The sequence below is a fragment of the Tangfeifania diversioriginum genome (assembly GCF_900141875.1).
GTDB lineage: Bacteria > Bacteroidota > Bacteroidia > Bacteroidales > Prolixibacteraceae > Tangfeifania > Tangfeifania diversioriginum.
This window is the reverse complement of the sequence record NZ_FQZE01000010.1, coordinates 101,021-114,915: the sequence shown is the minus strand read 5'-3', so window position 1 is coordinate 114,915 and position 13,895 is coordinate 101,021. Positions and strand designations below refer to the sequence as shown.

12 protein-coding genes are annotated in these 13,895 nt (G+C 41.4%); 5 read left to right on the top strand and 7 right to left on the bottom strand.

Annotated elements, in window-relative coordinates; all coding sequences use genetic code 11:
- Positions 1–46: 46 nt before the first annotated feature.
- Positions 47–2,617, bottom strand: coding sequence for a glycoside hydrolase family 2 protein (locus BUC07_RS08480; RefSeq protein ID WP_175552497.1), 2,571 nt, complete (start codon positions 2,615–2,617; stop codon positions 47–49).
- Positions 2,618–2,942: 325 nt separating this feature from the next.
- Between BUC07_RS08480 and BUC07_RS08475 the strand changes: the two genes are divergently transcribed.
- Positions 2,943–5,285: a GH92 family glycosyl hydrolase gene (locus BUC07_RS08475; RefSeq protein WP_073168352.1), complete on the top strand. Its 2,343-nt coding sequence runs from the start codon at positions 2,943–2,945 to the stop codon at positions 5,283–5,285.
- A 102-nt stretch (positions 5,286–5,387) separates the two neighbouring features.
- Here BUC07_RS08475 and BUC07_RS08470 read toward each other — a convergent pair whose 3' ends face one another.
- Both BUC07_RS08470 and BUC07_RS08465 read right to left on the bottom strand, forming a co-directional pair.
- The gene (locus tag BUC07_RS08470) at positions 5,388–6,650 is read right to left on the bottom strand and encodes a retropepsin-like aspartic protease (RefSeq protein WP_073168350.1); all 1,263 of its coding nucleotides are present in this window, start codon (positions 6,648–6,650) and stop codon (positions 5,388–5,390) included.
- Between the two features lie 359 nt (positions 6,651–7,009).
- The gene (locus BUC07_RS08465; RefSeq protein ID WP_073168348.1) at positions 7,010–7,990 is read right to left on the bottom strand and encodes a GlxA family transcriptional regulator; all 981 of its coding nucleotides are present in this window, start codon (positions 7,988–7,990) and stop codon (positions 7,010–7,012) included.
- A gap of 133 nt (positions 7,991–8,123) precedes the next feature.
- On the opposite strand from BUC07_RS08465, the gene BUC07_RS08460 reads away from it, so the two are divergent.
- Positions 8,124–8,615, top strand: a complete 492-nt coding sequence (locus BUC07_RS08460; RefSeq protein ID WP_073168397.1) for an SRPBCC family protein — start codon at positions 8,124–8,126, stop codon at positions 8,613–8,615.
- 336 nt (positions 8,616–8,951) lie between these two features.
- Positions 8,952–9,578, top strand: a complete 627-nt coding sequence (locus tag BUC07_RS08455) for an NAD(P)-dependent oxidoreductase (protein ID WP_073168395.1) — start codon at positions 8,952–8,954, stop codon at positions 9,576–9,578.
- 153 nt (positions 9,579–9,731) lie between these two features.
- Here BUC07_RS08455 and BUC07_RS08450 read toward each other — a convergent pair whose 3' ends face one another.
- Positions 9,732–10,142, bottom strand: coding sequence for a RidA family protein (locus BUC07_RS08450; protein ID WP_073168346.1), 411 nt, complete (start codon positions 10,140–10,142; stop codon positions 9,732–9,734).
- Positions 10,143–10,675: 533 nt separating this feature from the next.
- On the opposite strand from BUC07_RS08450, the gene BUC07_RS08440 reads away from it, so the two are divergent.
- Positions 10,676–10,909: a hypothetical protein gene (locus tag BUC07_RS08440; RefSeq protein WP_073168344.1), complete on the top strand. Its 234-nt coding sequence runs from the start codon at positions 10,676–10,678 to the stop codon at positions 10,907–10,909.
- A gap of 385 nt (positions 10,910–11,294) precedes the next feature.
- Entirely contained in the window at positions 11,295–12,188 is an 894-nt protein-coding gene (locus tag BUC07_RS08435) for a methylated-DNA--[protein]-cysteine S-methyltransferase (protein WP_073168342.1), read from the top strand.
- 104 nt (positions 12,189–12,292) lie between these two features.
- Here the strand turns inward: BUC07_RS08435 and BUC07_RS08430 are convergent, their stop codons facing one another.
- From BUC07_RS08430 to BUC07_RS08420, 3 genes are all read right to left on the bottom strand, one after another.
- Entirely contained in the window at positions 12,293–12,652 is a 360-nt protein-coding gene (locus BUC07_RS08430; RefSeq protein ID WP_073168340.1) for an iron chaperone, read from the bottom strand.
- Between the two features lie 62 nt (positions 12,653–12,714).
- The gene (locus BUC07_RS08425; protein ID WP_073168339.1) at positions 12,715–13,080 is read right to left on the bottom strand and encodes a DUF2200 domain-containing protein; all 366 of its coding nucleotides are present in this window, start codon (positions 13,078–13,080) and stop codon (positions 12,715–12,717) included.
- Positions 13,081–13,132: 52 nt separating this feature from the next.
- On the bottom strand, positions 13,133–13,801 hold the full coding sequence (locus BUC07_RS08420) for a dihydrofolate reductase family protein (RefSeq protein ID WP_073168393.1): 669 nt from the start codon (positions 13,799–13,801) through the stop codon (positions 13,133–13,135).
- Positions 13,802–13,895: the final 94 nt, after the last annotated feature.

Below are 13,895 nucleotides of genomic sequence, written 5' to 3'. Positions count from 1 at the left end.
AATTACAAATCCCTTTTTCTCATTATTCATAAAAACAATACCAATTTTATTCCAGGACAACGGGTTCCACATTCCATGCTTTGATTTTAAGCAATGGCTTTTCTCCATTGGAATCTTTCATCTCGAAAGTAGCCGTAAATGTTCGTTCCTCTTCCGGTACCAGAGAGATGTAATTATCGCTCCAAAAAATTGGCAACACAGGTTCTTCAGTTACCGGATTTATTAAATCGAAAAAGACAAAAAATGCGATGGCATCATTCGGATTATTCACATGGAGGGTTACCTTTCCCGTTTCGCCATCAGACTCAAAATTATAATCGTATTCCATCTCTACGGTCGGAAGGCGGTCGAGTGCGGTAAAATCGGCATATTCTTTAGGTGGGGTGTAATAGGGCCACTCCAGTTTTTTCGCCGCTTCGTAATCCAGTATATCCGGCTCCTGCGACAACCAGTAAATACTGTTGTCCACCTCGTTGTTGTTTTCGTCGAAGACCCTGAGATTGAGAAACCAAACCGAGGTACGGCCGTCAATCTCGGGTAATTTATAAATAAATTTCGAGGTATTGGTAGCAATATCCCCTGTCCATAAATCGGAGAATATTTCTTTTGAATGAATATCGAAAGCTCTTATTTTTACGGTTACATTTTCGGCATCCTGCAAATCTTCATTGGTTAGATAAATATCATCGAACCCGTAACGATAGATTGCATGGATGGGATTGCAGGCTTTTCGTACGGCATAAAACGAACCGTTGGGCTGAAGATAGGTGTCGTATAATTGCCAGTACAGTTCGGGCCAGGCTGAATTGAGCATCCATTGAATGAGGCCGGTACTTTTGGGTTTATGTGCTATAAAAGCCTCAAACATGGGGCGCATCAGCTCGTAATTGCTTACCTGACTTTTAAAGGCAAATTCTTCCACACTGTTCGATTTTCCATAACGTTCTTTCAATGCTTCACGGAAACGACTGAGCGTTTTAAAGGCATTTCTTCCGGTATGGTATTCCCAGTAGGTAGTATCGATAGGCCACAGGCTTTCTTCGGGCAGCATCTTCTTCAGCGAAGCCAGCGGCATAATGCTGGGGCCTGGACAGGTTTCGGTATTGAAACCGTACCCTCCGCCCAGTTGGGTGTCGGTAAACCAATACACTGGTGGAGTGTAGGCATAAGGCCCCAGCATTTTCATGCCGGTAGGGCCGCTGATGTCACTTACCAGCGGAACCTCGGCCACAATGTTGTTGTCTTCTGTTCCGGCTCCACCGGCCGATGTAATGTAAGGCCGGGAGGGATCGTATTTTTCGAACAGTTCGATGTATTTTCTTTCCAGCTTCGGTGCAGGCAATTTGTCGCTTCCCAGCATCCATACAAAAATTCCGGGATGATTGCGTAACCAGAGCATTTGATCTTTCCAGTAATCGGCCAGCAGATTGATGTCCTCATCTGAAACCGCACCGCCATACTTCTCATGGGTTGGTTTCAACAGGTATTCATCCCATTCCCAGTGACAGCTCCAGCCAATCATTACTAAAATGCCGTATTCGTCGCATAAATCGTAAAGGGTTTGATCCTTACCCCAGAACCCTTCGCACCGGATGGCATTCAGGTTCATGTGCCGGATATATTTCAACTGTGCCTCAATGCTTTCACGGGTGTCCTGCAAAAGCAGATCGTCAACCCAGCCACCACCTTTTATCAGCACAAACTTACCGTTTATTGTGAACGCCCTGTTTTTATTTTCGTCGAGGTAGCTGTCAATTTCCCGAATTCCGTAACGGCTTTTCACCCGGTCGAGGATTTTTCCCCCGGAAATGAACTCTACTTGCATCGGGTATAAATTGGGATCGCCCATTCCGTTGGGCCACCAGAGCTTTACATCAGTGACAGAAAGCTCACTAAATTCTTCGGGAGTAAACCTACAGGATACTGTTTCTCCGGGTTCGATTACAACTTCTTTTTCAACCACACCCAATTCAAAATCGGCGCGCAAAATACCTTCCATCGTTTTTTCGGTAGTATTTTCCACCTCCGCCTGGACGAACAGATCGGCATCGTTCAGGGTTTCTGTGTTCACCCTCGACCATACAAACGGGCTTCGAATTTTCACGCCTTCGTTAATTTCAAGAAAAACGTCCCTGAATATTCCCATATTTCGGTCACGTGGCAGCGGGTTCCAGTCCACAAATCCGATGGAATATTCACCGTCGGCATGTTGCCAAATCTTCAACGCCAAAGTATTTTGACCTTCTTTTACATAATCGTTTACATTAAAGGTGAACATGCGATAAGTTCCGGCAAATTCATTTTTCCCCGCTACTTTTTGTCCATTCAACCACAAATCAGCACGATAGTTAATTCCATTAAAACGCAATGAAATACTCTTTTCTAAATCGTCCGCATTCAAATTAAAGACAGTTCGATACCACCACGGGCTTTTAAATTTTTGTCTATCAACGCCTTGCATATTTTTCCCGAAGTATGGATCTTCAATAACCCCGTGGGTAGCAAGACCTCCCAACACAGTTCCGGGAACAACTGCCTCAAGCCATTCATCAGTAGAATATTCATTCCGGGAAATTGATGCTTCATTTTCAGCAGTGATCTTTTCAGACGACTGCATTTTCCAGTTTTCAGTGATTTGCCTAACTTCAGATGCAGAAAAAGATAATTCTTTATTATCACAAGCTGTTAATAGCAAGAGTCCGGATAATAAAAAATAATAGATTTTTTTAGAATTTATTTTATGCCTCATAACCAGTTATTTATATTGAATTCCTGACAAAAACCAGATATTCCTTAACAAAGAAAGTCTGAACGACACAAAAAAACTTCTGCTTTTTTACTCAATACAAATGGAATATTGACCTATCGATTGTTTTATTGGTACATTTTTTATCTTTGAGGTTAATATTCTTAAATATCCTAACTTTAAAATCAATAAAACGATGAAGCAATTAAAGTCATTTTCCCTGCTGATCCTTCTTTTGGTTCTCAACGGATATACATCTTTTTTGACGGCTCAGTCGAAAAATCCTGTGGACTACGTCAATCCATTTTTAGGGACTGATTTTTTCGGGCACACTTTTCCGGGGGCTTCCCTGCCCAATGCAATGGTGCATGTCAGTCCGGATACCGGAACGGAAGGTTGGACCCATTGCGCCGGTTATACCTGGTCTGCAAGTTCCATTATGGGTTTCAGCCACACGCACTGGAGCGGCGTGGGGATGGTTGATGGCGGCGATATTCTGTTCATGCCGGCAGTGGGCAACAAACTGCAAATTGTACCGGGAACCGACAAAGATCCGGATGCCGGATACCGTTCAAGGTTCGATCACAACAGGGAGTCGGCGTCACCCGGTTATTATTCTGTTTTTCTGAAAGATCACGGAATTGAAGCGGAATTAACCACAACACCGCGAGTAGCATTTCACCGCTATACGTTCCCGGAATCCGACAATGCCAAAATTATTGTGGATTTGGGCCATCAAATTGGAGAAGGGAATGAAAACGATGTGGCTGAAATCCGCATTATAAACAACCACCGGATTGAAGGTGAAAAAATTGACGGACCGGGAAAGGTCTATTTTGTAGCCGAATTCAGCAAACCCTTTCTTTACTACGGAACTTTTGATTCTAACTATGCAACGCCCGAGTCAGACGCAGGCATTTTCCCCTACAAAAGTGCGGAGAGAGGAAGGCGCGTCGGGGCTTTTGTCCGGTTTAACACATCGGATAAAGAGGAGGTTTTGGTGAAGGTAGCCATTTCGTACACCGGAATTGAAGGAGCGCGGAAAAACATGGAAGCCGAGCTGCCCCACTGGGATTTTGACCGGGTTAAAAACGAAGCCCGTGATATCTGGAATAACGAACTGTCGAAACTAAAAATTGACGGGGCAACCGATAATCAAAAAGAAATTTTTTACACTGCCCTTTACCGCTCGTTACTGGCACAATACATTTCGCAGGATGTGGATGGCAACTATTTTGGCGCCGATGGGAAAATTCAGATAGCCAAAGATTACAACTTTTACGGCTCTTTTTCGTGCTGGGACACTTACCGTTCACAACATCCCCTGCTAACACTTGTTGCCCCGGAACATGTGAATGATTACATCAAATCCATCGTCGCCAAAACAAAACAGTACGGCTGGCTGCCGGGCCAGCATTTTCAGAATGTTTTTGGCGAAGGGATGGTTGGCGACCACCTGGTTCCCGTGGTTGTGGATGCTTACCGGAAAGGATTCCGGGATTATGACGTGGATTTCATTTACCACGCAATGCGAACCAAAGCGCTGGAATTTCCAAAACCACCGGTTTCTGTAGATGCCGCCCGCTCGGGTTTAAAATACACCAATGAGCTGGGCTATATTCCGGCCAACAAAGTGACTGAATCGGTTCCGAAAACAATGGAGTTTGCTTACGACGACTGGTGTATTGCCCAAATGGCGAAAGCGCTGAAAAAAGAAGGTGATTATAATTTGCTGATGCAACGTGCTGAAAATTATAAAAATGTGTGGGATGAAGAAACGGCTTTTATGCGCCCCCGGATGGCCAATGGTTCGTGGTTAGAAGCACTGAACGGAAAGGAACAGGAGATTGTGAATGCAGGCGACCATTCGTATTACAAATATTTCGACCCGCTTTTGGTGGGGCGGAGACCTAACCGCCACTACACCGAATCGAATGCGTGGCAATACATCTGGTCGGTGCAACACGATGTGCCGGGCCTGATAAACCTGTTTGGAAGCACAGAAGAGTTCGTGGAAAAACTGGATACCTTTTTTGACATGAGCCCTTTGATTTCGCCGCCTAAATATGTGGGTGTGGTGGGCACCATCGGGCAGTATGTGCATGGAAACCAGCCTTCGCATCACGTGGCTTACCTGTATAATTATGCCGGACAGCCGTGGAAAACGCAGTTCAGGGCACGACAAATTGCGGAACAGCTTTACAGGCCGGGACCGGGCGGGCTTTGCGGGAACGAAGATATGGGTTCGCTTTCGTCGTGGTATGTGCTGAGCGCCATGGGAATTTACCCGGTTACGCCCGGAAATCCGGTGTATGCAATTGGCAGTCCCCTGTTTGAAAAAATAACGCTTGAAACAGAAAAAGGCGCAACCTTTGCCGTCATTGCCCGGAACAATTCGGCGGAAAACATCTACATCCAAAAGGGCACCCTCAACGGAAAACCTTTTAACCGGACCTGGATTTCTCACGAAGAAATTGTGAATGGCGGTGTACTGGAATTTGAAATGGGCCCGGAGCCCAATAAAAAATGGGGGAATTAATAGTAATACTTATTCTTGTGATTGTTTGAAAAGTCAACTAAATAATTATAACCTATTTATCACTGACAAAAGAAAAGAATACAATCCGGCTTCCCCTCCCCACTAATCAAACTTTATAAACATCCGGGAAAAGTTAATGGTCATTTTATCGAATTGGCGGATGAGGTCCTGCCCAATATTTCCATATACCGATTCGCTTTCTTTCACCTTCTCCTTCAGCAGGTGCAGATTAGTTAAGGTTACTTCACGTCCCAAAATATCGAAAGTTTGAGACACAATATAGCCGTCGAATATTCTACCTCCGCCAGCACCTCCAAAACGAATATTCTCAGGTTCATAATTCTCCTCTATTTCACTCTGATGCTCCAGGTAATATGAATAATAAAGCTGCGTATTATCAGCTCCGGTATCGAAAGAGTAGTGTTTGCCGTCAATGTAAATCAACGGTGTTAACCCGCTCATTGCCATATTTGAAGGTTGGTCAATACGGGTTTGCTCTTCAGGAACAATAAACCAGTCATCCCGGGTTATCTGAATTTCACGCAACGCTTCCATCACCGGAAATCCCAAAACGCCATAAATTTTGTACCCAATTTGAGGGAAAGAGAGCGCGCTATCGTTTAACACCAAAAATACGGCATTGTGAATTTTAATATTTCCCAAATTAATTTCCGGGCAAACAGCCAGCTGGGCAGGAACTTTTGCTCCGGTGATTGTACCCACCTCCAGATCGGCAGGGATTATCTCCATCCCCAAACTTTTGGCGGTTGTTTCAGGAACAGTTGACAAATTGGCCCCGGTGTCGAACACAAAATTGATGGTATCCAAATCATTAAAAATTTCAAGGTTGTTCAATCCGGCCCTGTCCCTTCCCATTTTCATGCGGTTGGTTTCTTTTATGACAACCTTTTGACCGGGCTTATTTTCCAATGCCTTCCATATTTTCAGGCTATTCTCAAACTCAGCTGTTTGATGCTCCGTTAACAGCGTGCTGAAATTTCGCAGAATGAACTCAAGCGAATTTTTCGCTCCTTTATAATCGAACAGTTTGATCGCATTGTCCACTTTTACCTGATACAGTTTTAGGATCAACGAATCAGGAAGATTGTTTTCTGGTTTTATTAGTGTGGAAATCTTGTTATCAGACTCGGTCAATTTGTTAAATGCGTTATCTAAAAAAGCCTCTGTTACAAGCTGATAAGTTTTCGGGATATCTTCCTTTTGCAGGTCATAAATCTCTTTTGCCTTAAAATAATTGTTACGCTCAATCAAATCGTAAATTTGTGCAAATGCTCTATTATCCTCCTGCCCAAAAACATTAATAACCAACAAACTAACGAGGCAGCAAACAAATATTTTTTTCATTTTTCCTTAATTAAATTCAAAATAAACTCCGAAAATCAAAACTAACAGAAAACAGTAAAATTATGGAGGTAAACTTATTTATAAGCTAATTCAGAACAGATTTTACTGATTTTTAACTTTACCTGCATACTTTAGCATTGAAAAAGAAAACTTGTGCTGATGGAAATTTTTTTGACAACAAAGAAGATCGATATGACTCAGTCGGTCACCAGAAATGAATGGATGTTTTAAAAATCGGGAAACAGTTCCTTTAATGAGGGAGATTCCAAATTTGAGACGCTGCATGGCAAAAGTGTATAAAATAGTCTTGCCCTTTTGTCCGGGTGCCGCGGATTCTGGCAATTAATGATTTTACACTTTTAGACTTCTCTTTCTTTGTTGTATTTTGATTTATAGCCAATCGGCGACATTCCCGTAATGCGGCTAAACACTTCTCTGAAAGCTTTGGTATCGTTGTAGCCAACATCATACATCACCTCATTGACCGTTTTTCTTGTATTTTCAAAATTCTTTTTTGCCCTTTCAATTTTTACTCGTTGCAGGTAATTCAGTGGTGTGAAACCTGTCGCTTTGATAAACCTCCTGTCGAAATTTCGCCGGCCAACATTTAATCCTGTAGCAAGCCGCTCAATAGAAATTTTATCCTGATAATTTGCTTCAATGTATGACTGGGCTTTTAAAACAAGTTCATCTTCATGCTTTTTATGCCCATTAAAAATTGAAAATTCAGATTGAAAATTCCTGTCTAAATCAATTTGAAAAACTTTGGAGCAGTAAATGGCTGTTTCCCTGTCAAAAAACTTTTCTACCAGGTAAACAATCAGATTAAGAAACGAGTAGGCCCCTCCATTTGTATAGATTCCATTTTCATCCGTAATCAGTTTATCCATTTTCAAATGCACCCTGGGGAACCTCTGCCTGAATTCGTCGTGCACCGACCAATGTGTTGAGCAACTTTTATTATCCAGCAACCCCGTTGAAGCCAACAGAAATGCCCCCGTGCAAATGCTTGCAACCGATGCCCCCGCTTTATATTGTTTTACAAGCCACTTAACCAGTAACTCATTTTCATTCAGTGCTTTTTCATAATTGTGGTTTAATGAGGGAATAATAATTAAATCGGTATGTTTCACATTCGATATTTGCGTGTGAGGTTTAGCTGAAAACAATCCCTGGTGGAACAAAACCTCATCAGAAACGCCAACCAGTTCTGTTTTAAACCGGTCTGCACCGTACTTTTCCTTCCAAATAGCATTGGCTCTGGTAAAAATTTTATAAGCGCCCACAATGCTGCTGAGGTTGTTTTCTCCGTTCGGAACAATGATGGACAAATGTTTCATCAGAAAAAATTTTTATAAAGATAGGGAAAGAAATTGTCCAAATCAACCACACAGAATGTCTGATTTCACCATTTTGGAAGGTATTTACAGACAATATCTTTGTGAAAATAATTTTAAACAAAAACAAAACAGTATGAACAATCAAAATTACGCTGCAACTATTTTTGCAGATGCAACACCGGAAAAGGCTTATAATGCCATTAAAGATTTCCGTGCCTGGTGGTCGGAAGATATTGAAGGCCCGACAGATAAACTCAACGAAGAGTTTTTCTACCATTACAAAGACATTCATTTGTGCAAAATGAAATTGATTGAAATGGATGAAAACAGCAAATTGGTTTATCAGGTATTGGAAAATGAATTCAATTTTATTAACGACAAAACCGAGTGGGTGGGCACCAAACTGATTTTTGAAATATCAGCCGAAGAAAACAAAACAAAAGTCAAATTCACACACGAAGGATTGGTTCCTGAGTATGAATGCTATGAAGTTTGCAACGATGCTTGGACAGGTTACATTAAAAACAGTCTCTACAAGCTAATTACTTCTGGCAAAGGTGAACCAAATCCAAAGGACAAAGAAGGTTTCAACGCTGAATTAGCAAAAAAATGGAAGTTGGATTAACAGAAAATTGAGTGAGCCCAAATACATTCCTTGCTGTTATTTCAGAAAAATCAAACAATTCGAATATTTTTTTTGTTTTGGTTGGGTAACAGAACGGGCAAGAATATTTTGTCCCAGTTGGTTACTATGGGAAAAAATACAAACAAAAGTGGCATTTCAAAATAGTAAACTAACTCAACCCTGGTCTTTCCCCCTTTGTTAAAGAAGTTATGACTTTTGAAGGGGGCGGAATCGGCAAAAACTAACCTCCCCTTTTTTGCTGACGGGTTTCCGGGATTGGTATATCAGAAAATGGCCAATGGCCTGAAGATAAATTGTCGTCAAAACATTAAAGTTATGCAAATACTTATTTTTGGAGCAACAGGCTCACTCGGTTCACACATCGTTGAACAGGCCCTGGAGAAAGATTATTCAGTAAAAGCATTTACCCGAAACCCTGAAAAACTCCGAGGGCTTAACAATTCGCATCTGACAACTATTCAGGGAGATGTAAACAATCTTTCGGAGGTAGAGAATGCGATGAAGGATGTTGATGCCGTTTTTTGTGCGCTGGGCGACGGTGCCAAAGGAAAAGTTCGCGCTGCCGGGACACGTAACATTATAAAGGCAATGAAAAAATCGGGTGTAAAACGACTGATTTGTCAGACCACTTTGGGGCTAGGCGATAGCTGGAATAACCTGAATTTCTTTTGGAAATATATCATGTTTGGTTTTTTACTGAAAAAGGCTTTTCAGGATCACCAGCTTCAGGAAAAGTACATTTTGGAAAGCGGACTGAATTATACGATTGTCAGGCCGGGTGCTTTTACAAACGGGGAAGTTACCCAAAGCTTTCAAATTGATTTTGATGCCCATGCCAAAAATCTGGCGTTAAAAATTTCAAGGGCCGATATTGCATTTTTTATGCTGGAACAACTGGCTTCGGAAAAGTTTGTTGGAAGAGTTGTAAGTATTTCAAACTAAATGGAATTTAGGGTGAATAAAAAACAGAACGCTGATTTACAGCCTTTAACGTTCGGTTGTATTTTGGATAAACGACAGAGTTACCTGGCCGGAAATTTTTGTATCGGGGAGCTTTTTATCCGGTTTGAAATGAGCATATGAATTGTGGTTTTACTATTCTTCCGGCACAAAAGCGGTGGCATCAATTTCAACCAAATATTCAGGATTTCCCAGTGCGGCAACAAAAAGGACTGTAACAACCGGTGGATTGGATGCTTTTGCCAAATATGGCCGGGCAGCCTGAAAACCACTCGTGGCATCTTGTCCCTGCACCAAAAAAATGTTAAGTTTTACAACATTGTCAAAAGTGGCGCCACTGGCAGTCAGCGCTGTTTCAATGTTTTTCATTACCTGTACGGTTTGTTCCCTGATATTTCTCTGCCCCACAAGCTGTCTATCGGCATCCACGGCATTTTGTCCGCCAATGTAAATGGTTTTCCCGGTTCCCGACGTAGTTACCACCTGCGAAAAAGCCAGACTTTTCATAATTTCTTCGGGGTTGATGTGTTGAATTTTTCCTTTCATAATTTTTCGTTTTTTTATTCTGATTGTCCGGCAACCGGTGTCAGGTGGGTTAAAACACACAGCCAGCGGTCGCCTTCCTTTTTGTAAATGTCGGTTACCAATTCATCCCTTGAAATGATAGCCTGGTTAAATGCTCTTCAATTCTCTAAAATTCCTTAATTCTACTTTGACAGATTATATGAGAGACCGATTTTTCTTATTTTTTACCCCGGCCCCAAGTGGAGAAATAAGAAAAATCTATTTGGTTCCCCTTGGGGTTTAGGGTAAAACGAATAGATTTTTCGATATTAGTGTAAAGTGTCAAAGTAGAATTAATTTGTTTGGTTTTCATGTTTGCCGGCGATTTGTTTCAGTTTATAACACCAGAACAAATTAATTGGTTTACAGGTTGCTTTAATAATGGACACAGCTATCAAAAAACAAAAATCAGTTATTTTTGAAAGACATGGAAAATACAGCGCAATTGCTCTTGTAAAACGTTGTGTTTTGGTTAATTCTGTTTAATGATTATTTTTGAATAAAAATTATTGGAAATGACAACGCTAAAAGTAACGGTAGATAATAAAAAAAACGCCAGGCTTTTAACAAGGTTTCTGCGTAACATGAACTTCGTTAAAAAGATTGAAGAGGAAAATAACGTTGTTAAAGACCAATATACCAACCTGGAAAAAATTTTCAACAGCATCGAATCAAACGACTTATTCCGCGGAGTGAAAGAACCGGTGAAATGGCAAAAAAAAATACGTGATGAGTGGGAAACTCGTTGACACCAATATTCATTATAACTAGCCACAGCGTTGGTAAACAAATTTGAACTCGTTACAGCCAACGTTACCGACTTTTTGAATATAGATTCAAGTTTGGTTATTTATGATCCAATGAAAAATACATCCTAAAACGTGCCGGGATAATTGAATATTTGCACGACTGTATTCCCGTCGAAGTACTGAAAATGTCGATGGGTAACGTTTCCTACGGATAAGAAAATTTTCCTGCCTGTATTACAGTAGTTTCAGCTTGGCGGCATTGCAAGGAAAGTCACTACAATGTCAACCAAAATACATTGCCGATAGTTTAATTTTTCTAACTGCGCAAGTTTCGGGTTTTAACTGAATAAAATGATGTATAAATTTGTGGATATAAATTCATTTTATGGCAACACAGAAAGAATATAATTACCGGCGCATTGCAGAAGCCATCGCATATATTCGGGAGCACTTCAGAGTGCAGCCCAATCTCGACGAGGTGGCCAGTCACATTCATTTAAGTCCGTACCATTTTCAGCGGCTGTTTACCGAATGGGCCGGGGTGAGCCCTAAAAAGTTTTTGCAGTATATCAGCGTGGCGTATGCAAAACAACTATTGAAAACAGAACAAACGACTTTATTCGACGTTGCCCATCAAACCGGGCTTTCGGGCACCGGGCGCCTGCACGATCTTTTTTTATCGATAGAAGGAATGACACCCGGTGAATTCAAAAACGGCGGAAAAAATCTTTCCATCGTTTACGAATTTCTGCACACGCCTTTTGGTCGGGCACTTGCCGCGGCAACTGAAAAGGGCATTTGCTTTATGGCATTCGACGATAACGAAGAAAATGTACTGGACGAATTGTTCTGCCATTTCCCAAACGCAAAGTTCAGGCGGCAATTTTCACCGTATATTTCAGCAATCCATCAAATTTTTGAACCGGATACCAACGGGATGACGCATTTGAAGCTGCATCTCCGGGGTACTTCTTTTCAGTTGAAAGTGTGGGAAGCGCTGTTAAAAGTTCCCAACGGCAACCTGACCACTTACGGAGAGCTTGCAACGCAGGTCGGTCAACAGGGAGCCTCGCGCGCTGTGGGAACGGCAGTCGGTAAAAATCCGGTCGCCTTTTTAATTCCCTGTCACAGGGTGATTCGATCAAACGGACTGGTTGGCGGCTACCGGTGGGGAACTACACGAAAGACGGCCATGATTGGCTGGGAAGCTGCTAAAGTGAAAAAATTTTGGAAAACTCATACGGAATTGGAACAGGAATACACGGCAAAGCTGGGTTGATGTGATTTTCTTTCCGGGTTGTTCCAACGTTTTAGTCAATAAAAATTGTTTGGCTCAGATATCAAATAACTTTTAGTTTTCCAATTGTACCTCCATTTATTGCTTTATTTTTTTTCCAGATTTTCTTTCACCCTGAATTTCGTGATCTCAGCAATTAAATCATAAGGAATTGGCTTGTCTTTATAAAACTTGATTGTCCCTTTGGAGGTTTCAAACTGCGAAAGTTCTTTTTTAAATGCCACAATAGCAGAAGGAGTAGGAAAAAAGCTAATGTGATCTTTAAATGCGGCAAAATGTACCAAAATTCTCTTAAGTCTGAAGGTCGGCATTTGATAGCTAATTACTTCCTCAGCCCCAGGCGCTGCTTTTTGAATCGTCGTCCTGATTTTTTGGAGTACCTTCTGGTCTTCTTCCGGGAAAGAAGCCATGTATTCATCAATTGTTTTAAAATCTGTTGTTGCCATGGTTCTTATTTTTTTACGTAATGCAGTAAAACCAATTCCGATATTTTTCTCATAACCTATATTTATTTTTTGCGCAAGATTTTCTCCATCGCTTTTCCCTTTGCCAACTCATCGACAAGCTTGTCCAGATATCTTACTTTTTGCGTCAACGGATTCTCGATTTCTTCTACACGATATCCACAGATTACTCCTTTAATCAGATGAGCGTTCAGGTTTAATTTTGCTTTTTCAAAGAATGTCTCAAAAGTCACTTTCTCATCGATGAGCTTTTGTAGCTGTTTTTCATCAAAACCAGTTAACCACTCTATTACCTGGTGTAATTCCTCTTTTGTTCTTCCCTTCTTCTCCACTTTTGCCACATAGTGCGGATATACTGATGCAAAAGTCATATTTGCCATACGTTCATCATGTTTCGGTGTTGTTTTCATCGTTATTTTACCAATTATTTATGTAAATCTTCCTTCGCCAAATTCCTTCTATTCAGAATATACCATTCTCTTTGCTACTTTTCGTCAGTATGATGTGAGTTGCTTTTTCTCCCTCCACTCTTTGTATTTTATTCAACCCCAATTGAGGCATATCAATGCCGGAAAATAAGTGTTCTCCTGAACCAAGAAAAACCGGAGAAATCACAAAATGCATTTCATCGACGTAACCTGCCTGCAGGTACTGGCGAATTGTTGAGGCACCACCAAGGATACGTATATCTTTTCCGTTGGCTACCTTTTTAGCTTCTGCCAATGCGGATTCAATACCGCCGGTTATAAAATGGAATGTTGTCCCGCCCTTCATTTTTATTGGGTCTCTTTCATGATGCGTCAATATATATACCGGACCATGATACGGCGGTTCTTCGCCCCACCAACCTTTCCATTCATCATCCGGCCAGGAACCCCGGCTTGGTGCAAACATATTGCGCCCCATAATCCAGGCCCCAATGTTCTCCATGGATTTTTCGGCAAAGTCATTGTCTGTTCCCTCCGTTCCGCCATCTTTCCCAAATATCATCCTCTGGGCCATTTTTGTCGGAATCATCCAGCCATGCAGTTCATGACCTTTAATACCCAGGGGATTTTCCTGGCTTTGGTTGAGTCCGGCCCCAAAACCATCCAATGAAATCGTAAATGCAGAAATTTTGATTTTGCTCATTTTATTGTTTCCCATAATATCATCCTTAAAACAGATTTGTATTTAATCAGAACAAAGTTAGGTAGTTAAGGGTTTATAGAAAAGATGCAGTTGC